Here is a 24,028-nt window from a genome sequence, read left to right as displayed (position 1 = left end):
ATAAAGATGAGTATAGATGATAAAGCACTTTGGTATGGATACCTTAATTCTGGAGATAAAAGTACACCTATTGTTTTAGATTATGAGCTACATACAGGCAGTGATGAAACGATTTATTTATTTAATTTTAAAAGAGGAGCAATTTTAGAATATCGCCGGATAATTGTCGAAAAAAAAATGAAAGAGTTAGATGAAAAAGAATCAGCTCTTATTAAAGAACTAAAGAAAAGCTATTTAGCTGCTAAAGAAAGTTTTAACCTGCCTAAAATCATTAAAAATACCCAATCGATAGACAAGGGGAAAAATAATTCTGAAGATGAAGATTTTAGTGAAGTAGATACTTTTTTAGATATAGATGACGAAGAATTCCTTAGAGAAGAAGATTAGGTCAGGGGTTTTAAAACTGCGTATAAATCCCATGTGAATACATGGGATATATAAACCTATATTTAAAATTTCTGCTTAATGCCAGATATTAGCATAACCTAAGGTTGCTGCTATAAGATAAGCAATACTTGCAAGTGCCATACCTGCCCCTGAAATAACTGCCCAGAAGACCCGTTTTTTAATTCCTAAAATACAAATCCCAACACCCACTATTAAAGAGTAAATAGCGGTGACCATCATGATACCTTCATCAGCCCCGGTGTCTTGAATACCTACCACATCTTCTGGAGAAGTTTCTCTATAGCGCATTTATTTCCCTCTTTTTTTAAAAAATATTATTAGAAAACATAACTAAATATTACACCTTATGCAAGAAAGTAAAAAATTAACTTAAATCTTTCTTAAGAATTTAAACACTTTTGGGTAATTAGTATAGAGATTTATAGCTATCCAAAATATTTAGCTACTAAAATTGCTATAGAAATTACTTTCTCCCATAATAGTGTGTGGGACATTTCTGCAATGATTACTGTTTAAGAAATTATCTTTTGTTGTTTTAGTGATCAGAATCTTAAACTCTACCAGTTTCTTCTCAAGGAGATTAATATCTAACTGTGTATTTAAAATACTATTTATCTAAATGAGTTTAGAAATTCTCAATAATTACTTAAAGAGAATAAACTGGGAATACTCCGCTCCTAAGCCAGATTTAGCCACTTTAACTCTGTTGCAAAAACAGCATACTCATCATATTCCTTTTGAAAATCTAAATCCTTTTTTAGGGATTCTAGTAAAATTAGATTCTGATTCGCTCCAAAGAAAATTTTTACAAGATCATCGAGGAGGTTATTGTTTTGAGCATAGCCTATTTTTTAAACAGATATTAGAGATTATAGGTTTTAAAGTAAAAGGAGTGATGGGGCGAGTTTGGAGAGATAACATCATCGTAGAAATACCCGAGAATCCTAGAACCCATATGATTTTAGTGGTAGATATTGATAACACCCTATTTCACGTAGATGTAGGGTTTGGTGGTTTAGTCCCAACTCAGCCATTATTACTTAAACCAGATAGTATTCAGAAAACTACCCACGAAGATTATAAATTTATTCAAGATAAGTACGAATTTACACTATCTGCCTTAGTAGAAGATCAGTGGCGTGTTTTGTATACGTTTAATTTAGCAGCTCAATATTTTTCTGATTTTGAGATGGCAAATTGGTTCACTGCAACTCATCAAAAATCCTTATTCACTAATCATCTTATCGTAGTAAGAAGATATAGCGATGGTCACTATGCACTAAAAGATAATCGATTGACTACTTATGCTTTCAATAAAGATCCAGAAAGAAAATACTTTGTTTTATCTACAGAAATTAAGGAAGTATTGCAAGATATATTTGATCTTCCTCTTTACAATTTACCGGGGTTAAATGAAAAATTGACCCAAATTATTCATCAAGAGCATCACAAAGCGTAGAAAGTTGTAATATACTTTAAAATAATAGTGGTTACTTATAATTTATATTTGTTAATACATATTTACTTTTAAGAGTGCTTCAGTGAATACATTAAAAACAGCCTTATTTTCCTTTATTGCTATTATAGCTATCTTGTTTTTGAGCTATCAGTGGCCGAGAAATGCTATATTTACCGTGGTTAGTACTGAAGTAAAACGTACAAATAACAAAGATCAATATCGAATTACCGCAATTAAACAAGACAATAGTAAACAGATGGTATTTCGAAATGAGGATTCTTTATCTCATTTAAAATTTAATAGTGCAGATATTCAAGGACTAGCTGCTTATGCAGCTCAAGAAAAAACTCCAGTAAAGATACGTTACTATGGTTGGCGATCTAATCTATTTTCTTGGTTTTGGAATATAACGAAAGTAAAAGTTGTAAAACAAAAGGATTAATTTTAAGGAATCAAAGCTGGTTTTTTCGCAGACCAAAAGTTAATTAAGGAAAACCAGTACCCCATAATTTCTACTTCTTCGAATCCGGCTTGATTTAAATAATTAGGTATTTTTCCTTTAATGTTTGTCGCAATATTTGGAATTGCAAGATAGAGCCACAATATTGACCACCATAAGAAGTGTTTAGGCTCTCCAATATCTACCCCTAAAAATCGTCCATTTGGTTTAAGCACTCGAAATATTTCCTGTAACCCTTTTAATTTTAGATCATTAGGTAAGTGGTGGAACATCAAGCTAGAGAGTACTAAATCAAAAGAACAATCTAGAAAAGGAAGATCTTCAATAACTCCTAGCTCAAATTTAGCGGTACTTTGAAGTTGCAAGGATTTTTTTTGAGCTAAAGAAATCATCTGTACTGAAGGATCAACCCCAATAATTTCACCCATATCCCCTACTTTCTTAGCAGCCAATCGAGTAAGTACCCCTGTACCACAGCCTACATCTAGCACTCTCATCCCAGTGTTAAGTTGAGCATAATTTAAGGTAGCTTGACGAAAGTTGCTGCTCAGCCCTACTAAAGTACATTCAAGATCATAGATATAAGCCTGCCACTTTAAGACAGAACCCTTAGTTTTAGGTATCAAATCTTGTTTTCTCATAGAAGTATTACACTTTTTTTTCTAAAGTAGTTAATAACTGTTGCCAGATTTTTTTTGCAGTACGCCCATACCCATTTTGGCTAGAGATCTGAAAAACAGGTGTACCATAGCGATCATATAAGCTAATGACTGCCATTTCATTGCTTCCTTTAAATTTACGGATGATCCATAATTTTGTTTCTTTTAAAGATCGCATTCGAAGAGAAAAGTAAGTATCTAAAATGGTAACGCAACCTCCAGTTGCTGCACAGTACTGTACCTCACCCTGGTAGGTTTGCACTGCTCCTTGATTATACGTACGAAACACAACAGGAAGTTTTGTCTCTTGTAGTAAATTTAATAAATACTGTAAACCATACACCGTAATAGGTACCGCAAAATCAGTACCAGCAATTTGTAACCCCTTAAGTTGATCTACTCCAAAATAGTGAAAAATACTGGGTAAATCTTGAAGATCTTGAAGTTCCTGCCAGCATTGTTGTAATTGAGGTGAGGTGATTTCATCCTGATGAGGGTGAATTTTTCTGGGTAAAGGAGAAATAGATTGTCGAGGGGTTTGATCGGAACTACGATGGCGTATAACTAAACTTTTATAAGTGTATTGATTGCTTTTAGTAGTCAAATGTATCTTATATACTCCTACTCCATCCCGATCAAAAAACTGCAAGCTATAAGAAAACTTTCCATTGCTATCCCAATCTTGAATAGCAAATCCATAGTGCCAGTGATTTAATAACAAACATAGGCAAGTATTGCTTCCTTGAATACTCCCCTGATTGTCCCATAACTTAGTTTCTTTGTACTGGATAGTTTGTCCCTGAATAGCATACGGATTACTTATCACTGCTCTCACTTTTCCTAATTTAGGTAGCTCTTGAATTAAATCCTTTAGCCCACTTAATCGAGTAGCTGTACCTCCACATTTTTCGGCTAATAACTCCACCTCACTTATATGTTTTTGAATGGAAGGTTCTATATTGTTAATTTTGCTATTTTTTTGGAGATGGGTAGGAGTTGTTAGGGTAAGCATTTTAAATGACCTCTTAGCTCAGCAGTAATTTCATTTTCTTTAAATGATAATGATAATCATTTAATTTAATAAGTCAATAAATACTTGTAGTTGTTGAAACTAGCCAAATATTATTTAGTTAAATTAAAAATCTAATATTTTCCCCCGTTCATAAAATGGGTTGAATATATTGAACTTACTGTATTAAATATATAAGGTATTGAGACATCTCTTATAGAATATTTGGTAGGATGGCACTTTTTTTGCTAAGTTTTTATTTTTTGGAAGAAATACTACTTATTGTTGCTTATATTGATAAGTAGCTTATCAGTGCTTACGCCAGTAAGTAACTAGACCGCTTGTAATCAGCCCTAAAGTAATCAGCCCTAAAATAGCAATTACCCAAGATCTCCCTTTATGTAGAAATTCCATAGTATGCAAATAATACAATAGGTTTTTCCAGTGAGAAGAGGGAGAAGAAGTTCCAATTACTTCATTTCCTTGAAAATAAACTAGCTTACGACCTTGAAATTCTAATTGTATCCAATGCATCCAAGGCATCATACTATTACCTGGGAAAGCGATTTCTTCTAAAGGAGCATTGGGATAAATAGCACGTCCCTTAGCAATAATCTGTTCTAATTCTAAAGAATCTAAAGGTTGAACTGCTATCTTTTCCATTTTAACGGGAGGTACAGGATCGATCCATTGATCTAAAAAATCAAACTGATATAGTGCCCCAAAAGTAGCGATTACGGCAGCTATGCCTCCTAAAGTAAGACCAACACCTCGATGAAAGCTACGCAGTTTTACTTTCCAAGATTTCCCTTGCCAAAGGTAACTACGCATGGGGTTACGTTTCCAAACTATAAATCCCACTATCCACAAAACTAAAAACAAGATTCCATTTACACTAGCTACGGTTTCTCCTATTGAGCCAAAGGGTTTCCCATGATGTAGAGAATGTATAAAACCTAACCAGTCTTTATGATCTGCAGATTGAGAGGCAAAGATAAGTCCCGTCGCTGGATTAACAAAAATTAACTGACTTTTATGATCTGCGTTTTTAAGTTTTGCAAGTACTGCATGCGATGGATCTGTAGAAAAAGTAAGTTCAATAATCTGAGCATGAGGATAAGTTTCATAAATTTTTTCTACTAATTTTTCCGGTGATAAGGGATGATTTACTGGAGCATCAAGTTTATAAGGAGACGCGCTATAGCGTAATTGCTGATAAAAACCTAATAAAATACCTGTACTAGCAATAATCAATAAGAATAAAGCACATAAAGTACCTAGATAAATGTGTATTTTCAAAAGAATACTTGTTATTTTTTGACTGCTGGCTACCCTTGATAAAGGTTGTTGATTAGAAATGGAATGGGAAAGTACCCTTTCTTGACTTTGGGGTGGATCATATGTGGCCGGATAGGTCGGTTTTTCCATGGATTGGTGAATCTCCCATATTTACACAGTTTAAAGTTAATAATGATAATCATTACTATCAGTATAGACTATAAAATAGCTAAAAAACTAATCAAGCTATTTTGCTATTTTTCCATCGTTACTCTACTTTTATTTATATATAAAAGCTAGTATCCTTAAAAACAACTTTACCACTTTTCCGATGATTAATTTTTTCAACGCTATGGTACTGAAAAAATCCATTTTCTTGGCTTTAGTAATAATACTTAGTCAAGTAATTACTAAATCTTTATATGCCTCACAGGAAAAAATAGCACAAAATATTACAATTACTCAGCTTGTAGAGTTAGTACTTTCTTATAGCCCAGGGATCAAAGCACAACAAGCAGCAGTGACCGCAGCAAACTATCGTATTATTCCTGCAGGCAATTTAGATGACCCAACATTAAGTTACTATACAGCACCTGCTACTCTAGGGAATCATCAAAGATTTAGCCAACAAATTGAATTTAGCCAGCCTCTTCCTTGGCCGGGTAAATTAGCGCTTCGTAAACAAGTAGCAGAAGAACAGGCGCATGAGGCTGTAACCGATGAGGACGTACTACGTTTACAAATGGCAACTGCAGCTAAAACTCTATACGCTGAATGGTTCTATGTACACAAAGCACTTGATATTAATAAAAAACATCAACAATTGTTTAAAACTCTACAGCAGGTTAGTGAAACCCAATATAAAGTAGGCAGATCAGGACAAAAAGATTCTTTACAGGCACAGATGGCACAGGCTAGGCTTAAGGTAAAAGCAGCTTCTTTACAGCGTCAATTACGAGAGACTCAAACACAAATAAATGTACTATTAAATCGTCCAGTAGAAACCCTAGTTCCATCTCCTGTCGATCTTCATGGTTTAAATAAATTAACTCTACCTGAGCATATTGAGCAGCTATCTTTCCGTGAGCAACATCCTGAGATTTTACGTGTTTACGCGCAGATTGCTAGAATAGAAGCACAAAAAGGATTAGCCGAAAAGAATTTTTACCCAGACTTTCAAGCGATAGCTGGCTATAATAATTTTTGGGAACAGCCTAGTCAGCGGTGGAATATAGGGTTAGCAGTTAATCTTCCCATTAATTATGGTAACAAAAGAGGAGCTGCCTTGGATGCTGCTCAGGCTGATCTTAATCGAGCTCAATGGCAACTAACTGATGAGAAAGAGCGCTTACTTGGTCAGCTAGAAACTAGCCAAGCAGCGATAGAGGAATCTCAGAAAATCATTAGACTCTATACTAATCAGCTCCTTCCTCTTACTGAGAGCAATTTTAAGACAGCCCAAGCCAATTACCGTACTGGTATAGGATTATTCTCAACAGTGATTGATGCGGAAAACGAACAACTACGTACTGCTGATGAATTAGCCCGTGCAGATGCAGACTATGTACGTAGTTTAGCAAATCTAGAGTATTGGTTAGGTGTACCTCTACCTATACTGATAGTATCAAATACGATAGCAAATCGTTAAAGATTAGATCGTAATATTTTATGGTAAGAAATATTGCCATATTGTTAGTATTAGGCATCTTAGCTGCTCTAACAGCATGGAGAGGTTATTCTTTTATACATTCCCAAATAAATATAGATCTTCCTGTATTACAAAAATATTACTCTGGATCGCTACTCGTTGGTATCGCTCTTAATCCACAGACTCCTATCGTAGGAGAAAATACATTAACCATTACGATACAACGAGATAAAGAAAATAAATTTATTGGTCATAGCATAATTAAGGCAAAAGCCCAAATGCCGGCAATGGGCTCTATGGCAAGTATGCAAATATCCATATCTGTTCATGAGATTAAACCAGGTTTATATGAAGGCACATTTAAAATTCCTATGGAAGGTAATTGGCCACTTACCTTAGAAATTAATACTCAAAAAGAACACACTCAATTACGCTTTGATATGACTACAGGCCAAGCTGGCCTTACTTTAATTTCAGGGGCATCTCTTACTGAAAAAAAGCATAAAATGGAAGGGATGGAAGGGATGGAAGGGATGGAAGGGATGAAAAAAAAACAAGAAAAATCTAGTGCAATTATTATAGATAACCATCGCCGTCAACTCATTGGAGCCAAAACAACTAAAGTTGAATATCGTCGTTTAATTCGTACTATCAGAGCTTTAGGGCAAGTTACTTATGATGAAACCACCCTCACGGATATTACCCTAAAATTCAATGCTTGGATAGGTAAAGTATATGCAAGTTATGTAGGCATTCCGGTTGAAGAAAACACACCCTTATTTACTATTTATAGCCCTGAATTACTCACTGCTCAGCAAGAATATTTAGATTTGACACATCAAGCAGCTCACCACAGTGAATTATCCACTAAAACATTATTAAATACAGCGTACAAGCGGCTTTCTTTATGGAATATGGTACCTGAGGAAATTAAAGCTCTAGTACAACGAGGTATACCTAATGATTACATCTCTATCTATGCACCTCACTCTGGTGTAGTAGTAGAAAAAAATATTGTTGAAGGTACAGCACAGCAAGCAGGTAAGCTATTAATGCGGATTGCTGATCTCTCTAAAGTATGGATAGAAGCTGAAATCTACGAAGATGAGATTCCTTTAATTCAAAAAAATACTCCTGCGCTGATTACCTTTCCCTACTTACCTAATCAAACATTTAAAGCCTATGTTGATTATGTTTATCCTTATCTTCAAGAAAAGACTCGTACAGGAAAAGCACGCTTAATACTAGATAACCCTGAGGGAATCTTAAAACCAGGTATGTATGCTCAGATCAACATTCTTGCTAATTTAGGAAATCGCTTAACTGTTCCTGAAAGTGCAATACTCTTCTCTGGTAATCATCGAATTGTATTTAAGGATTTGGGTAGTGGGCAATTAGCTCCTGTCGAAGTAAAAACAGGTCAATCTAATAAGGATTATATTGAAATACTAACGGGATTAAAGACTGGAGATAGGGTAATTAGCTCTGGAAATTTTCTCATTTCCTCCGAAACTCAATTAAAAGCAGGCCTTGAGCATTGGTAAAATTTCCCTAAAATATGATGATCCAAAAAATCATTGCTTGGTGTGGAGAAAATTGGCTTCTTACCCTAATAGCTATAACCTTAGCAACCTTCTTAGGCTATCATTCTCTTATTCATTCCTCTTTAGATGCGCTTCCTGATCTTTCTGAAACTCAAGTCATTGTTTATACCCAGTGGGAAGGACAAAGCCCAGATCTAGTTGAAGATCAAATCACCTATCCTCTTGCTGCCCTGTTTCTTTCAGCTCCTAAAGTCAGCTATGTACGGGGGCAAAGTATGGAGGGATATTCTTTTATCTATGTTATTTTTGAAGAAAATACAGATATATATTGGGCAAGATCTCGAGTATTAGAATACCTGAATACTGCTCAAGCAAAGCTCCCTCAAAATGTACAGCCTACCCTTGGTCCAGACGCCACAGGGATTGGCTGGGTATATCAATACGCATTAAGAGATACTGGTGGCATGCACGATCTTTCAGAGCTACGGAGTATTCAAGATTTTAATCTTCGCTATGTACTTGCATCAGTAAATGGGGTAGCAGAAATAGCTTCTATCGGAGGTTATGAAAAGGAGTATCAAGTGGATATTGATTCTAATAAATTAGCTGCCCTTAATATTCCCTTAACTAGAGTAATCGATGCAGTACGAGATTCAAACCAAGAAGTGGGTGGACGGGTACTTGAAATAAGTGGTATGCGACAAGTCATCCGTGGTCGAGGTTATCTTCACTCTATTGAGGATTTAAAAAAAACAGTTTTAGCGGCAGATAAAGAAAATATTCCTATTACCTTAAACCAAGTAGCTACAGTCCATTTGGGACCAGCCTATCAAGTAGGGCAGGCGGATTTAAACGGTGAAGGCGTGACTGTAGGTGGCATTGTCATTATGCGTTATGGGGAAAACGCGCTTCATGTGATTGAAGGAATAAAACAAAAAATAGAGGAATTTAAAAAAAATTTACCTAAAGGGATTGAAATTGTTCCTGTCTATGATCGATCTGAGCTGATTAATCGAGCAGTAAATACCTTAAACCATACCTTAATGAAAGAGATAGCTATTGTCTCGCTAGTAATTATTGTTTTTTTACTCCATGCACCTTCTGCATTAGTGGTGATCATTACCCTACCTATTGCGGTATTACTAGGGTTTATTCCTATGTATTATCAAAATCTCACTGCTAATATCATGTCTTTAGGAGGGATTGCGGTAGCTATTGGGGCCATGGTAGATGGTGCGATTGCTATGATTGAGAATGTACATCGTCATTTGGGCCAATGGCAAGGTAGTGCTGAAAAAAACGCAACACGTACACAAGTGATTATTGATGCTCTGCAGGAAGTAGGCCCAAGTATTTTTTTTGCCCTACTTATTATTACCGTTTCCTTTACTCCTATTTTTGCTCTTCAAGGAATGGAAGGACGGCTTTTTAAGCCCTTAGCTTTTACTAAAAGCTATGCCATGTTTTTCGCTGCACTATTATCTATTACCCTTATTCCAGCTTTAGCGGTATTAGTAATAAAAGGATATATTCCTAGCAAGCAGGATTGGTTAAACCAATGGCTGATCACAGGCTATGCCTTTATCGTCCGGGAGATAGTGAAACTAAGATGGATAATCATAAGTATCGCTGGGATTAGCTTAATTGCTATTGTGCCTTTATCTCAATCCCTAGATACAGAGTTTATGCCTCCTTTAAATGAAGGGGCTATTTTATATATGCCCACCTCAGTACCAGGGATGTCTATGCAGGTAGCTACCCAAACCCTACAAACTATGGATCGAATGCTTAGTCAATTTCCAGAAGTAGAGCAAGTATTTGGAAAGACAGGACGATCTACTAGTCCTACAGATTCTGCTCCTCTTTCTATGTTTGAAATTAACATTCAATTAAAACCCCAAGATCAGTGGCCACAAGGAATGACTTGGGATAAGCTAATTCAAAAAATGGATCAAGCTATGGTATTTCCTGGGATGGCTAATATTTGGTGGATGCCTATTCAAACGAGAATTGAAATGCTTACTACGGGAATTCGCTCCCCACTTGGTATTAAGGTTTTTGGCTCTGATTTAAACATGATTCAGCAAATTACTACTGAAATTGAGCAAGCTTTAAAAACCGATTCTCGTATTCAGCCTTATACTCGTAATGCTTTTGCAGAGCAAGCTACTGGGGGTTATTTTATAGACTTTGATATTGATCGGGTTAAGGCAGCTCGCTTTGGACTCAATGTAGCTGACGTGGAAAGTGTGATTACTACTGGTATTGGCGGTAAAGTAGTTTCCCAAACGGTAGAAGGTCGTGAGCGATACAATATTTTAGTACGCTATGAACGATCGTACCGAGATCATCTCCAAGCTCTGCAAAGAACCCTAGTTAATACCTCAAATGAATCCCAAATTCCTATTTCCCAAGTGGCAGATATTCAATTTCGCACTGGACCAGCAACTATTTATAGTGAAAACGCCCAGCTAGTTAACACTATTACGATAAATGTAGCAGATGATATTGGCATTATAGATTATGTAGAAAAAGCTAAAGAAGTTATTAGCAATAGTGTATCTATCCCTATTGGCTATCATTTAGTATGGGCAGGTCAATTTGAGCACTATACCCATGCTAAGAAAAGTCTTGTCCTACTTGTACCCCTTACCCTTGCAATTATTTTCTTTATGCTTTATCTCCATAGAAAATCTTTAATAGAAACATCTATTATTATGATGATTTTACCTTTCTCTTTACTAGGCAGTATAAGTATGCTTGTTTGGCTTCACTACAAATTAAGTGTAGCAATAGTCATAGGCATGATCGCCTCGGCAGGTTTAGCCATTGAGCTAGGAATGCTAATGATGCTCTATCTTAATATTTCTTATCAAAATTATAGAGATAAAGGAAAGTTAAATAACTGGACTGATCTCATTGATGCAATCGTAGATGGAGCGGCAAAGCGGCTTAGACCTAAACTTATGACTGGTTTTGCTCTTTTTATAGGACTTGTTCCTATTATGTATACCGAAGGCACCGGATCTGAAGTAATGCAACGGATTGCTGCTCCCATGATAGGTGGCGTTATCGTTTCTTTTTTAACAGTATTGGTTGTATTTCCTGCAATTTTTTCTATTTGGAAAGGGCAAGAAATAAAAAACTCAGTGAAAAATTCTTAAAGTTAGAGGATAGCGATATTGCTCTCCTTGATTGGCTTTAAAAGAGGCAATAATAGTAAAGACTAACCAATAAATTGCCAGCATTACCCACAAAGGTACCGCAATAATCAAACCTAAACCAAAAGTGATGGTAACGAGTAAAAATAAGGCTAAAGAAAAAATACCTAAAGTAATGTTAAAGTTAAAAGCTTCTTTCCCTTGATCATCTACAAAGGGCATGGTATTACGCTTTATCAGCCATACGATCAAAGGACCTACAAAACAACCCCACCCTGCGGTAGGACTCGTAAGTAATCCGCCAAGAAATGAAGACAAATGAGCTAAAGTTGCCCATAATCGCTCCTCAGCATTTGGCATGTTATTACTCACAGTCAAACTTATATTGTCCATAGTAGTATTACCTACTAGCTAATCTATTTATAATTTAAAATACTTACCATTATATCTATTTACGGTACTTTATATTTTTACCTGACTATAAATTAAGAATAATTGTAATTATTATTCATATTTAATTAATCTAATTGAGTTAACTTAATATCTAAGATTAAAATCCTAAAAAAAGGATAGATTAATCTTTATTCAGAAACGAGGAGTCACTATGCAGTTTAGGTTTTTCACATATCCTATTTGGTTAGGTTTATTTTGCTATAGCATTATGAGCTATGGAGCGTTAAATCAACCTGCTCAAAATGCTCTGCATATGCTGGATTATATTAGTGTAGATTACCCTACTTTTGTTCAAAATGGACAAGTGCTGGATGAGCAGGAATATCAGGAGCAACAGGAATTTTCTCAAACTGTGGTAAAAACTTTAAAAACCCTCCCTGATCATCCTGAAAAAGACACCCTCCTACAACAAGCACAAAAACTAGTTACTCAAATAAACAATAAAGAAGCTGGGGAAGTCATCACCACAATAGCTAACAAAATCCATAATGATCTTATCCAAGCCTACCATCTCGAGATTGCTCCTAAAAATATACCTGATATTGCTATAGGAAAAACCCTGTATCAGGAGCACTGTGCCAATTGCCATGGAGTAAGTGGAAATGGGAAAGGCCCCAATGCTGAAAGCTTAGATCCATTACCGACAGATTTTAGTGATAAGACACGCCAGGATCAGCGTAGTATTTATAGCCTATTTAATACCCTAACGCTAGGGGTATCCGGGACAGCTATGCCTAGCTTCCAAGAAAATTTAAGTGAAGACCAACGCTGGGCTATCGCATTCTTTGTCAGCACGTTTTCTGCTACTGAAAAAGAAAGATCTGAAGGAAAAACTCTTTGGCAACAAGGAATAGGTAAAGATGTTTTTACTAATCTACAAATCTTAACTAGCCAAACCCCAAAGGAAACGAAAACTCAGTATGGTGAGCAGACTCAAAGTATTTTAGCCTATTTACGTAGTGATCCTAACCAAATTAACCGTGGCCAATCCCCATTAGAGTTTAGCCAACAACGCTTAAAACAAAGCCTTGAGGCTTACCAACAAAATAACTATCCTAAAGCACAACAGCTAGCTATTGAGGCTTATTTAGAAGGCTTTGAGTTGATAGAAAATAATTTAGATGCTATCGATTCCCAACTTAGACTCCAAGTTGAACAAGAAATGATGGCATATCGCCAGATGATTCATAAGAAAGTATCTTTAGACATGTTAGAGCAGCAATATGAGTCTTTATATCATCTACTAGAGAAAACCCAGCAACGCCTACAAGAGACAGAACTCTCTACTACTGCTGTTGTTTTAAGTGCTTTAACCATCATTGTTCGAGAAGGATTAGAAGCAGTATTGGTGATTGGTGCCCTACTCTCTGTGCTTATCCGCACTCAAAGGCGAGATGGATTGCTTTATGTTCATGCTGGGTGGATCACTGCCTTAATCTTTGGTGGACTTACATGGTTAGCAGCGACCTATTTTATCAAAATTAGTGGAGCAAGCCGGGAAGTTACTGAAGGGATCGCAGCACTCATTGCTATGATTATTCTACTTTATGTGGGATTTTGGCTGCATAGTAAAACTTATGCAGATGGTTGGCAGCGTTTTATTTCTAAACAAGTGCAAGGAGCTTTAAACCAAAAAACCCTTTGGGCACTGGCTTCTCTATCCTTTCTTGCAGTATATCGAGAAGCATTTGAAACGGTATTATTCTACGAAGCGCTTCTTACTCAAGTAGGTATTGAAGGAAAAAACGCTGTGCTATGGGGCTTTATTACTGGTACTGGGTTACTTATTATTTTAAGCAGCATTATTTTTTACTCGAGCATTCGCCTACCTCTAAAACTATTTTTTAGCGGGACTTCAACTATTCTTGCCTTACTTGCCGTAATACTAGCTGGTAAAGGTATCAGTGCTTTGCAAGAGGCTGGCTGGATTCCCTTAGATTCTGTTACGTTCCCAACAATCCCTCTTTTAGGCGTTTATCCAAACTGGCAAGGACTAAGCCTTCAGGCAATAGTTTTAGCACTTATTCTCTTAGGGTTTTTCTATCAAAATCGAATAGTACAAAACGATAAAGCCACTCAATAATAAAGATAGTTATTAAGCACGCACCATCATTACTAGCCATGCTACTTAGTAAAAATAAAAAACAAGTAATTTGCAAAATATGCCTATCTGCTTATCTTGTAGGTTGGCTAGTAAGTGCTCAAGTATTACCTTTATTTATAGCCACACTTGGTTATTCTCATCAACTATTTGTAACTCAGCAAAATAATCAGTTAGAAATTTTCCTACACCATCCGGGCCATTATGATCAGCATGAACTAGCTTCTTCATCTATTAATTTAGAGCAAGATTTATTAGATAAATTAATTTATTTACTTACAGATGAAAACAAGCAAGAAAATCCAGACCATATTTTTTATATCCCTTTAGATAAACTGCCCTCTTTAGAAGCAGATGAAATATCTGACTCTAAACCCATAAAAGTAATTGCTATATTTTTTGCTTCAATTATTTCACTAGTATTTATTACTTACTCTAGTAGGTATTTATCTACTAGTTCTTTTAGAAAAAAATCCCTAGAGATTCCTTTAATTCCTATGCACCTTGCCACTACGGTATTACAGATTTAGATCAGAATTAGCGTTTTTTATCTAGGATTAGTTTGTAAGGTGTACTTTCTTAGCATGGCTAAGTTCAAGGTTAGACATTTGTATGATTTTGAATAAAAGAAAAGAAATATGGGGATTCTTATTAAAAAAATCTCTAACCTATTTATAGGTTACATTGTTATAGCTACTTTAACTGGATGTGGGGCTTACTATAGCTCTAGATTTCCTAAAATTGGACTGGCTTCAGTTAGAGATCAAGAAATTATTAATGAAAAAAAGGTGATTAAAACTCCTTTAGCTAGAGATATTAAAGAAACTTTACCAGAAGAAGAAACAGAAACCTTTAAGGTACACGAGCCTGCTGGAAATATTACTTTATCTCAAGTACTGACTTTAGTATTAATGAAAAACCCAGTACTCTCGGTCTTTTCTAAAGAAATTAGAGCAAGAGAAGCGGAGATTATTCAAGCCGGTTTATTGCCAAATCCAGAGCTGCACTTCGATTCAGAAGATCTTGCCAATGATCGGCTAAGACAATTTGGAGATGGTCCGCAAATTATTAGTAGCTTAAGCCAAGTAATTCTCCTTGGAGGTAAGCGTATGAAGCGAGTCATTGCTGCAAACCTCACTCGAGATTTAGCTACTTGGGATTATGAAGTACAGCGAATGAATGTACTTACTCAGACGTCTAAAAATTTTACCGCCATGCTCAACGCTCAAGAAAAATTAGATCTTGCAAAACAGCTTATGAAACTCGCCGAGCAAGTCGTCTATGTAGTTTCGAAACGAGTTGAAAGAGGGAAAACCTCACCAGTAGAAGAAACTAAAGCTCGGGTTGCCTTATCTTCTGTGCAAGTAGAATTGATTCAAGCAGCCCAGGAATTTCATGCAGCTAAAAAAAGATTAGCAGTACTTTGGGGAAGTACTGAACCTAAGTTTGAACGGGCTATAGGGCAGCTTAGAGAAATTTCCCCTATTCCTTCTTTAGAACAACTCACTCAATTAATCCACCAAAACCCTGATCTTGCTCGCTGGACTACTGAGCTTGCTCAAAGAAAAGCAATAGTAGATCTAGAAAAAAGTGAAGCCATTCCGGATATTACTGTCAGTATTGGAGATGTACTTTACCCTGGCCCAGGAGACGGGAATCCTTCTACCAATGCTAATGGACTTGCTGCAGGAATTTCAATACCCTTACCTGTATTTAACCGCAATCAGGGGGATATTTTAGCAGCCCACCATCGTTTAGCTAAGGCGAAAGAAGCCCAATATGCTGCTCGAGTACAAATTGTTTCTGATTTGAGCACAGCCTATCAGGAGTTGGCCAGTGCTCGAGCAGAGGCAATTATTTTAAATACTCAAACTGTCCCGGGAGCACAGAGTGCTTTTGATGCTGCTACTCGAGGTTTTCGTTTGGGTAAGTTTGATTTTCTTAGTGTATTAAATGCACAACAAACTCTTTTTGATTCTAAAGCAAAATACTTGCAAGCCCTCACTGAATATCACCAATCTATTGCTGAAGTAGAACGACTTATTGGAGATCGACTTGAGGTTGCGATACATCTTTAAGGATAGCACTATGAAATATAAAACCAAATTGATTGCCATCATAAGTGTTATTGGACTAGGAATCATCCTCGGGGTGCTTATATTAAGATCAGAATCTCCTATAGAATTTTCTCAAAATGAAGAAAAGACAGAGGATATTCAAAATGAAAGTAAAATTTATATCTCTCTTAATGATAAAGAGCGAGAAAAAGTTGATATTCAAATAAAGGTTGCTGGTCCAGAAGTCTTACAATCCACTCTTATTTTTCCTGGAGAAATAGAATTTAATCCGAAAAGAATATCCGATGTAGTGCCATTAGTAGACGGGGTAGCGACTGAGGTGCATAAATTTATAGGGGATAAAGTAATAAAGGGAGAAACCCTAGCTGTTTTAGAAAGCCAAACATTGGCAGAACTTAGAAGCCAATATCTAGTAGCACTTCGACAATTAGACTTTACAAAGGTAATAGCCGATCGAGAAGAAATCTTATGGAAAGAAAAAGTCTCTGCACAACAAGATTATTTAGCAGCTAAGATTGATCGGAGTAAAGCTGAAGTTTTAGTTAAAGCGGCAAAACAAAAGCTGCTTGCACTAGGAATGCCTGAATCTCATCTTTCTGAAGATTCTCATATACCTTTTAATCGTTATGAACTACATGCACCTTTTGATGGAGAAATAGTTCAACAAAACTTAGTATTGGGGGAAGCAGCTGCTCCTTCGGTAGCGGTATTTTCCATCGCCGATCTTTCTACAGTCTGGGGTGAAATCACTATTTACACCAAAGATCTAAATGCTGTTCAGGTAGGTCAGGAAGTAGTTATTGAAGCTACGGACACAGGGCTGACCACGATAGGGACACTTTTTTACATTGGTCCTTTAGTAGGACAAAGAACTCGCTCAGCAATTGCTTATGTAGAGATTCCTAATGTGCAAGGTTATTGGCGCCCCGGATTATTTATTAACGCAAGAATTTCCCGTAAGCAAAATAAAATCCCTATCGCTGTAGATCATGAAGCAATACAAACTTATGAAGATAGCCCAATCATTTTTGTCCAGCATGGGGATAAATTTGAAGCTCGATCCGTTACTTTAGGAGAAAGAGACGATCAATGGGTTGAAGTACGAGAAGGTCTTGCGGCAGGTGAATTTTATGTAGCACATAATAGCTTTTTCTTAAAAGCTGAGCTCAATGGGTTACTTAATAACGATGAGGATGCAGAATAAGTAAAGGTATGTTTGATAAGCTTTTAAATTTCTCGCTCCAGCGGCGTTGGTTAGTGATTTTATTTGTTCTAGGGCTTATCTTTACTGGTGTCTATAGCTTCCAAAATTTATCAATCAGTGCTGTGCCAGACATTAGTAATGTTCAAGTTATTATTAACACCCCAGCACCAGGGTATTCTCCTTCAGAAACCGAAGAGTTAGTTACTTTTCCAGTAGAACTAGCTATGCTGGGAACCCCTCGGCTTCAAGAGACACGATCCATCTCGAAATATGGTCTTTCTCAAGTGGTTGTAATTTTTGAAGATGGTACAGATATTTATTTTGCTCGCCAACAGATCATTGAACGTATTCAAGCAGCTACCGCTAATTTACCCTACGGTATTACTCCTCAAATTGGTCCTATTGCGACCGGACTAGGAGAAGTATTTTTGTGGTCATTAGAAGCAATGCCTTATGCACGCAAACCTGATGGCACTCCTTATACTTTAACTGATTTACGTACTTTACAAGATTGGGTTATCCGCCCTCAATTACTTACCACTCCAGGATTGGTAGAGGTAAATAGTATGGGAGGATATAAGAAAGAATATCATGTAACGCCAGATCCTCAGAAATTAATAGCATACGGATTAAGCTTTCAAGAAATAATTGCCGCACTTTCTTACAACAATAATAATGTGGGTGCAGGTTACATTGAGCACAAGGGAGAACAATATCTCATTCGAGTACCAGGGCGGGTTCATACTTTAGATGAGATCCGCCATATCCAAGTAGGATTCTCTCAAGGCATTCCAATCTTAGTGCAAGACGTAGCCGAAGTCCTATTGGGAAAAGAGCTTCGGACTGGTGCGGCTACTAGGGAAGGTGAGGAAGCTACCATAGGGATTGCGATTATGTTATTGGGCAAAAATGGTCATACCGTTGCTCATGCCACCAATAAGAGGCTCATGGAAATAAATGATACCCTACCTAAGGGAGTAACAGCCCAGCCCTTTTATAATCGAACAACCTTAGTTGATAATGCGATTGCCACTGTAGAGCATAATCTTATTGAAGGTGCTACATTAGTGATTATCGTACTCACATTACTGCTTGGTAATATTAGAGCAGCCCTCATTGCAGCTATTGTAATCCCACTTTCCTTACTATTTACTATTTCTGGCATGGTTAGCGGTGGCATAAGTGCTAATTTATTAAGCTTAGGAGCGATTGATTTTGGAGTAATTGTAGACGGCGCAGTGGTCATTGTTGAAAACAGTATTCGTCATCTTACTGAAGAGCAAGCTCGGTTAAAACGCCCTTTAACTTTAGATGAACGGTTAAAAGCTGTCTATATTTCTTCTCAGGAATCTCGGCGTGCCCTTTTATTTGGGCAGATGATTATTATGGTGGTATATATTCCTATTTTTGCCCTATCTGGGGTAGAAGGTAAAATGTTTCACCCCATGGCTCAGACAGTTATTATTGCTCTTTTAGGTGCTATGATTCTTTCAGTCACTTTTGTACCTGCAGCTCTCGCTTTATTTATTGGACAATGGGTTTCAGAAAAAGAAAATCTTTTTATGGAACTAGCGCAAAAAGCTTATATCCCTATTTTAAATTTTTCTCTTAAAAATAGAGGACTTATGGTAACTATTGCGCTGGTTGCAGTGACCCTAAGTGGTTTATTAGTAACCCGTATCGGCAGTGAGTTTGTGCCTAATTTGGATGAAGGAGATATATTAATTGCTAATTTTCGAATGCCTGGTACCAGTTTAAGCCAATCTATTGCAATGGAAAAAGATCTGGAAAAAGCACTTCGAATATTCCCTGAAATAAAAACTATTGCTTCCCGTATTGGCACTGCAGAGGTAGCTACCGAAGTTATGGGACCTGAGCGTAGCGATACTTACGTTATACTCAAACCTAGAGAAGAATGGCCTGATCCTAAACGATTAAAACAAGATCTAGTAGAAGCAATAGAGCAAGAACTAGAAAATCTACCTGGTGCTACGCTGCACGAAATCAGCCAGCCAATTAAGGATCGTTTTAATGAAATGCTCTCTGGTGTTAAAGCGGATGTCTCAGTTAAAGTATTTGGAGATGATCGTCAAATATTGTTAAACAGCGCAAATCAAATTGCCAATGTTCTTAACATTATTCCTGGAGCTACCGATGTACGAGTAGAGCAAGTGACTGGACTACCAGTTTTAAATATTAAAATAAAACAACAAAATTTAGCCCGCTATGGGCTTAACATTGCTAATATTCAAGGAATTATTCAAGCGGCTACTGGTGGAATGGTCGCTGGGCAGATCTACCAAGGAGATCGCCGTTTTGATTTAGTAGTGCGGTTGCCGGAGCAGTATCGAGAAGATATTTCTCATTTAAGCCGACTCCCTATTCCTTTACCAATACCAAATTTGACTACTTCAAACAGCATTCAAGATTCTAGTAGGCTTTCTACTCATAATATTAGTACGATTGATCCTGCCAATGCTCAACATGGAGGCAGTTACTCTTCTCTTAATTCCCATGGTATCAGTATGGTTAATTATATTCCTTTAAGTGCGGTGGCTAAAATAGATATTCATGCAGGCCCGAATCAAATTACTCGAGAGAATGGAAAACGGCGAATAGTAACAACTTTTAATGTGCGTGGCCGAGATATGGGCTCTGTAGTAGCAGATGCTCAGAAAAAAATCCAAGAAGAAGTAAAAATACCTGCCGGTTATTGGGTAAGTTGGGGAGGAGAATTTAAATTAATGATTAAAGCAGCACAACGCCTTACTATTGTTATTCCTATTGCACTCTTACTTGTTTTTTTCCTGCTATATAGTACTTTTGGTAACTTTAAAGATGGGTTATTAGTTTTTACGGGGATTCCCTTCGCTTTAACTGGAGGAATTCTCGCTCTTTGGATTCGAGGTATTAACTTATCTATTTCTGCTGGAGTAGGTTTTATCGCTCTTTCTGGGGTAGCTGTATTGAATGGGCTAGTAATGGTTGCTTTTATTAATAAACTCTATAAAGAGGATGGATTATCTCTAGAAAAAGCTGTTTACCAAGGAGCGTTAACTCGCTTACGTCCAGTATTAATGACTGCGCTTGTTGCCTCTTTAGGTTTTATCCCTATGGCATTAGCGGTAAGTGTAGGTGCTGAAGTGCAACGTCCTTTAGCTACAGTAGTTATTGGAGGGATTGTTTCCTCTACCATACTTACTTTATTGCTTTTACCTACTTTCTATACTTGGGCTTATACGAACCGATCAAGTCGCAATAGTATTACAATCAGCAATAATGATCCTACTAGTAGCCAAATTGAACCAAATAACCAAAGTGATAAGGGGATAGAAAAGTAATACCCTCGCATTCCTAGCGTATAATGATTTGCTCCTCTTTGAAGGATCTTTGTGACAGATTCTACGCCAATGTTTGCCTCTTCATGCCCAGAGACAGTAATAATAAATCCAACATGATTATAGTAGCGGATAGCTAGGATAAAATTAAAAAAAGCAAAGAAAAAATCGCTGCTTAAAGTGATTAATTTCAATAGCCAGAAGTTTTCACTAGGATAGCCAAGATAGTCTATTAATTTTGCCAACTCAGGTTCGCTTTCTGTCACAAAGGCTACATTTAAAATGCCTAGGGCAATTAAAATTGCAGTAGAAGACAGCAAAGTTGCTGCCATCGTCCAGTTTCTAAGGGTTTGAATAGCAAGCAGTGCTTGATTTTCAGCAATAATTTGCTTTACCCAAATTTTGCGAATTCTGCGAGATAGCCCGATAGCAGTAGATAGGGGTTGATGGTGAGTTTTCCATAGTAACCAAATATGGTAGCTACTTAATATAACGATTGCGAGTAAAGTAAATCCATAATCCCAGTAAGACATCATGGTTTTTTATTTAAAGTAAATTAGAACCACTTACGCTTTTTAAAAAAAGCTAGCAACCCAATTACAATAGAGGCCATCACTAGCCACACTATAGGATATCCGTAATACCATCTTAATTCTGGCATCGCCCAAGGGTTATTATTGCTTGGTTCAAAATTCATTCCATAAACACCCACAATAAATGTTAAAGGAATAAAAATAGTAGAAATAATGGTCAATATTCGCATCACTTCATTAGTGTGATTACTAATGCTAGAGAGATAAAGATCAAGCATATTCCCTGCCATATCTCGATAAGTTTCTAATAGTTCCATTAATTGAATACTATGATCGTAACAATCTCGAAGATATATTTGGGTATCTGGACTAATTAAATCACTTTCCATATGTAGCAATGCGTTAATCACTTCTCTTTGAGGCCAAAATATTCGCCGCAAAAGTAATAGTTCTCGCTTTAGTTGGTGTATTTGAGTAAGCTCAGATCTAGTGGGCTGAAATAATAAAATCTCTTCTAAATTTTCAACTTCTTCTCCCTTGTGTTCTAGTAAGGGAAATCCTTGATCGATCACAGAATCTACCAAGGTATAAAACAGGTAATCGATACTGCGATCTTGAATCTTATTGTTTTTTCGGTGTAATTTCTTTTGAAGGATTGCAAAGGGATTATTTATCCCATCACAAAAACTAATTAGATAGTTCTTTCCTAGAAATAAGCCTACTCTTCTAATTTTTAAAGTATTGTCTTCAGTAATAGGTAATCCTAGAACGATAAATAATTGCTCTTCATAGGGCTCTATTTTGGGACGCTGTTCTTTTTTAAAAATATCCTCTATGGCTAGGGGATGAATATTAAATAATGCTGCAAAGTACAGCAAAGTTTTATAGTCTGCTAAATCTTGAATGTGAATCCAAATATTCTTAGATTCAAGAATATTTTCTTGGCACTCAGGTACCTCAGAAAACTCCTGCATTTTAAGCTGAGATTTTGTATAGTGAGTAATTTGAATAGATTGCAGATTTACAAACGCCCCAAATAGAAAATTTAATTTATTTCATAGTTAATTATAAAAGATCGCTTTCATTTTCAAATGAAGCTTTATCGTGCTTTCCTTGATCCCGCTGGCGACGTATATATTCTTCTAGCTGACGACGCATAGCGCGGAAAGAATCTCGAATAGCAATGTAAACATCTTCATGGGCATGGTTTTTTTCTGGCTCACGGCTGACGACTAGCTCTTTTCCTGGGATAGTAAGATCTATCCGTACATGATAGATATTACCCTGATTATGGTGTTTGTCCCCTTTTTCTACAATCACATGGCAGCGAATAATCTCCTCGTAGAATTGATGTAGTTTATCTGCTTGTTCTTTAATATTTTCTTCTACTGCAGGTGAATATTCAGTATCACGAAAAGTTACCTCTAATGGTAATTTCATTCATTACGCTCCAATTTTAATTTATATCTTTATATATTATCTAACCTTCCTAATGGTGAGAATATCATAACTGAAATTTCACCATAAAAAAGGGCGTATAACTACGCCCTTGCAAATGTGAGGATTAATTTATGAAGTAATAACGATTTCTATTCTAGTGTGACTGTGCGGCGACGGCTTATGAAAGCTAATCCAATTAATCCTGTACCAAAGAGCATCATTACAGAGGGTTCTGGAACATTAGCTACCATAGATACATTGGTTAATAATGCCATAGGAGGAAGCCCACTCGGAGTACCTACAGAAAGAAACGTTAAGGTTTGACTTGCTGCAGTTGCAGTAAAAGTCATAGTCTCAGACTGCCAGCCAGTAAAACTATGAGAAGGATTATCTATAGTACTAGTATCTTGTGTATCACTACCAAAAGTAACTGCAAGATATTCTTGAGTATCTCCATCACGGCTTTGCATTTGTGCTGCACCCCAATCAAAAGTTAGGGTATACTGTTGACCAATTGTTAAATCACCGATAGTTTGGCTAATACTAGATTGGACACCAGAGGTTTGATCTCCATCTAAACCAACAAACGTATTGGTACCATTGGGTGCTGGAGCAATTGCCCATAACATTTCTTTATTAGTATTTTTAGTACTAGTCTCTCCCCATTCTGAAGTGGCATTTACACTAGTTGCTGATGCTGCATCTGGATACCAGATCTCATAACCCTCGTTTCCCGTCCAATTTGCAATAAAGTCAGATGCTACATAGCCATTATTATTTCTAGAACCAAACTGAGTAGGGTCAGTGATACCGCCAACATCAGAAAAGTCCCCATTTTGTACTAAATTAATAGGAGCAGCATGAGCACTCATTGCAAGTGCTGTACTCAAGGTGAGTGCAGTAGATATTTTTGATAATTTCATAGATATTGAACCTCTATATTACTTAAGTTAATTAAAAAATTACTTAAGATATATAGCAACACCTGTGCCATTTATTCTATATTACAATATAATTATATAGTTAATTATTAACTATGATTGATAACTAACTAATAATGTTGACCTATGAGTGCATATTTGAATATCTATTTTGTCAGTGACGCTCATGGTAACAAAAAATCAATATTGAGCTTATCTAAGATAAGATCCAATTATTCATCATAATGATGAAGTTATTATTTTCTTTTAAGAAAGATATTTTATTGGGTAAAAATGATTGCTTATTTCCGTCAGTGTTAATTTTGAGCCATTTA

General features: G+C 36.5%; 20 protein-coding genes. 11 read left to right on the top strand and 9 right to left on the bottom strand.

Annotated elements, in window-relative coordinates; translation table 11 throughout:
- Nucleotides 1-6: 6 nt before the first annotated feature.
- A complete protein-coding gene (locus tag NSCAC_RS03075; protein ID WP_197744957.1) occupies nucleotides 7-387 on the top strand; it encodes a hypothetical protein in 381 nt (126 codons plus the stop codon).
- Nucleotides 388-462: 75 nt separating this feature from the next.
- On the opposite strand, the gene NSCAC_RS03070 is transcribed toward NSCAC_RS03075, so the two are convergent.
- Complete coding sequence (locus NSCAC_RS03070) at nucleotides 463-696, bottom strand: hypothetical protein (protein ID WP_197744956.1); 234 nt, start codon at nucleotides 694-696, stop codon at nucleotides 463-465.
- A 331-nt stretch (nucleotides 697-1,027) separates the two neighbouring features.
- Here NSCAC_RS03070 and NSCAC_RS03065 point away from each other — a divergent pair, with 331 nt between their 5' ends.
- Together NSCAC_RS03065 and NSCAC_RS03060 are read left to right on the top strand one after the other, a co-directional pair.
- Nucleotides 1,028-1,867 carry an arylamine N-acetyltransferase family protein gene (locus tag NSCAC_RS03065; RefSeq protein ID WP_197744955.1) on the top strand — a complete coding sequence of 280 codons (840 nt, stop codon included), beginning with the start codon at nucleotides 1,028-1,030 and terminating at the stop codon, nucleotides 1,865-1,867.
- A gap of 82 nt (nucleotides 1,868-1,949) precedes the next feature.
- Nucleotides 1,950-2,309 (top strand): DUF1523 family protein, encoded by a 360-nt coding sequence (locus NSCAC_RS03060; protein WP_197744954.1) that lies wholly within the window; start codon nucleotides 1,950-1,952, stop codon nucleotides 2,307-2,309.
- 2 nt (nucleotides 2,310-2,311) lie between these two features.
- On the opposite strand, the gene NSCAC_RS03055 is transcribed toward NSCAC_RS03060, so the two are convergent.
- From NSCAC_RS03055 to NSCAC_RS03045, 3 genes are all read right to left on the bottom strand, one after another.
- Entirely contained in the window at nucleotides 2,312-2,968 is a 657-nt protein-coding gene (locus NSCAC_RS03055) for a class I SAM-dependent methyltransferase (RefSeq protein WP_197744953.1), read from the bottom strand.
- 7 nt (nucleotides 2,969-2,975) lie between these two features.
- Nucleotides 2,976-3,998, bottom strand: coding sequence for a ChuX/HutX family heme-like substrate-binding protein (locus NSCAC_RS03050; protein ID WP_197744952.1), 1,023 nt, complete (start codon nucleotides 3,996-3,998; stop codon nucleotides 2,976-2,978).
- Between the two features lie 306 nt (nucleotides 3,999-4,304).
- Nucleotides 4,305-5,423, bottom strand: a complete 1,119-nt coding sequence (locus NSCAC_RS03045) for a PepSY-associated TM helix domain-containing protein (RefSeq protein WP_197744951.1) — start codon at nucleotides 5,421-5,423, stop codon at nucleotides 4,305-4,307.
- Between the two features lie 202 nt (nucleotides 5,424-5,625).
- Here NSCAC_RS03045 and NSCAC_RS03040 point away from each other — a divergent pair, with 202 nt between their 5' ends.
- Genes NSCAC_RS03040 through NSCAC_RS03030 form a run of 3 tightly spaced genes read left to right on the top strand, consistent with a single transcriptional unit; the run spans nucleotide 5,626 to nucleotide 11,629 of the window.
- Entirely contained in the window at nucleotides 5,626-6,921 is a 1,296-nt protein-coding gene (locus NSCAC_RS03040; RefSeq protein ID WP_197744950.1) for a TolC family protein, read from the top strand.
- 20 nt (nucleotides 6,922-6,941) lie between these two features.
- Nucleotides 6,942-8,465, top strand: a complete 1,524-nt coding sequence (locus NSCAC_RS03035) for an efflux RND transporter periplasmic adaptor subunit (protein ID WP_197744949.1) — start codon at nucleotides 6,942-6,944, stop codon at nucleotides 8,463-8,465.
- 14 nt (nucleotides 8,466-8,479) lie between these two features.
- Nucleotides 8,480-11,629: an efflux RND transporter permease subunit gene (locus NSCAC_RS03030; protein ID WP_197744948.1), complete on the top strand. Its 3,150-nt coding sequence runs from the start codon at nucleotides 8,480-8,482 to the stop codon at nucleotides 11,627-11,629.
- Here NSCAC_RS03030 and NSCAC_RS03025 read toward each other — a convergent pair.
- Nucleotides 11,612-12,019 (bottom strand): DUF4870 domain-containing protein, encoded by a 408-nt coding sequence (locus NSCAC_RS03025; RefSeq protein ID WP_197744947.1) that lies wholly within the window; start codon nucleotides 12,017-12,019, stop codon nucleotides 11,612-11,614. The two genes, NSCAC_RS03030 and NSCAC_RS03025, sit on opposite strands and share 18 nt — an antisense overlap.
- A gap of 211 nt (nucleotides 12,020-12,230) precedes the next feature.
- On the opposite strand from NSCAC_RS03025, the gene NSCAC_RS03020 reads away from it, so the two are divergent.
- From NSCAC_RS03020 to NSCAC_RS03000, 5 genes are all read left to right on the top strand, one after another.
- Nucleotides 12,231-14,162, top strand: coding sequence for a cytochrome c/FTR1 family iron permease (locus tag NSCAC_RS03020; RefSeq protein ID WP_197744946.1), 1,932 nt, complete (start codon nucleotides 12,231-12,233; stop codon nucleotides 14,160-14,162).
- Between the two features lie 38 nt (nucleotides 14,163-14,200).
- Nucleotides 14,201-14,710, top strand: a complete 510-nt coding sequence (locus tag NSCAC_RS03015) for a hypothetical protein (protein ID WP_197744945.1) — start codon at nucleotides 14,201-14,203, stop codon at nucleotides 14,708-14,710.
- 108 nt (nucleotides 14,711-14,818) lie between these two features.
- Nucleotides 14,819-16,258, top strand: coding sequence for a TolC family protein (locus tag NSCAC_RS03010; RefSeq protein WP_197744944.1), 1,440 nt, complete (start codon nucleotides 14,819-14,821; stop codon nucleotides 16,256-16,258).
- A gap of 10 nt (nucleotides 16,259-16,268) precedes the next feature.
- On the top strand, nucleotides 16,269-17,462 hold the full coding sequence (locus NSCAC_RS03005) for an efflux RND transporter periplasmic adaptor subunit (protein WP_197744943.1): 1,194 nt from the start codon (nucleotides 16,269-16,271) through the stop codon (nucleotides 17,460-17,462).
- An 8-nt stretch (nucleotides 17,463-17,470) separates the two neighbouring features.
- Nucleotides 17,471-20,803 carry an efflux RND transporter permease subunit gene (locus tag NSCAC_RS03000; protein ID WP_197744942.1) on the top strand — a complete coding sequence of 1,111 codons (3,333 nt, stop codon included), beginning with the start codon at nucleotides 17,471-17,473 and terminating at the stop codon, nucleotides 20,801-20,803.
- Here NSCAC_RS03000 and NSCAC_RS02995 read toward each other — a convergent pair.
- The 4 genes from NSCAC_RS02995 to NSCAC_RS02980 form a co-directional block, all read right to left on the bottom strand.
- Entirely contained in the window at nucleotides 20,698-21,336 is a 639-nt protein-coding gene (locus tag NSCAC_RS02995) for a DUF599 domain-containing protein (RefSeq protein WP_232085980.1), read from the bottom strand. The genes NSCAC_RS03000 and NSCAC_RS02995 overlap by 106 nt on opposite strands.
- Before the next feature lie 20 nt (nucleotides 21,337-21,356).
- Nucleotides 21,357-22,337, bottom strand: a complete 981-nt coding sequence (gene corA, locus NSCAC_RS02990) for a magnesium/cobalt transporter CorA (RefSeq protein ID WP_456298413.1) — start codon at nucleotides 22,335-22,337, stop codon at nucleotides 21,357-21,359.
- A gap of 61 nt (nucleotides 22,338-22,398) precedes the next feature.
- The gene (locus NSCAC_RS02985; RefSeq protein WP_197744940.1) at nucleotides 22,399-22,773 is read right to left on the bottom strand and encodes an HPF/RaiA family ribosome-associated protein; all 375 of its coding nucleotides are present in this window, start codon (nucleotides 22,771-22,773) and stop codon (nucleotides 22,399-22,401) included.
- A 149-nt stretch (nucleotides 22,774-22,922) separates the two neighbouring features.
- The gene (locus NSCAC_RS02980) at nucleotides 22,923-23,696 is read right to left on the bottom strand and encodes a PEP-CTERM sorting domain-containing protein (RefSeq protein WP_197745283.1); all 774 of its coding nucleotides are present in this window, start codon (nucleotides 23,694-23,696) and stop codon (nucleotides 22,923-22,925) included.
- Nucleotides 23,697-24,028: the final 332 nt, after the last annotated feature.

The organism is Candidatus Nitrosacidococcus tergens (assembly GCF_902810445.1).
Classification (GTDB): Bacteria; Pseudomonadota; Gammaproteobacteria; order Nitrosococcales; family Nitrosococcaceae; genus Nitrosacidococcus; species Nitrosacidococcus tergens.
Note: the sequence above shows the minus strand (reverse complement) of the source record. Positions and strands in the feature narration are given on the sequence as shown.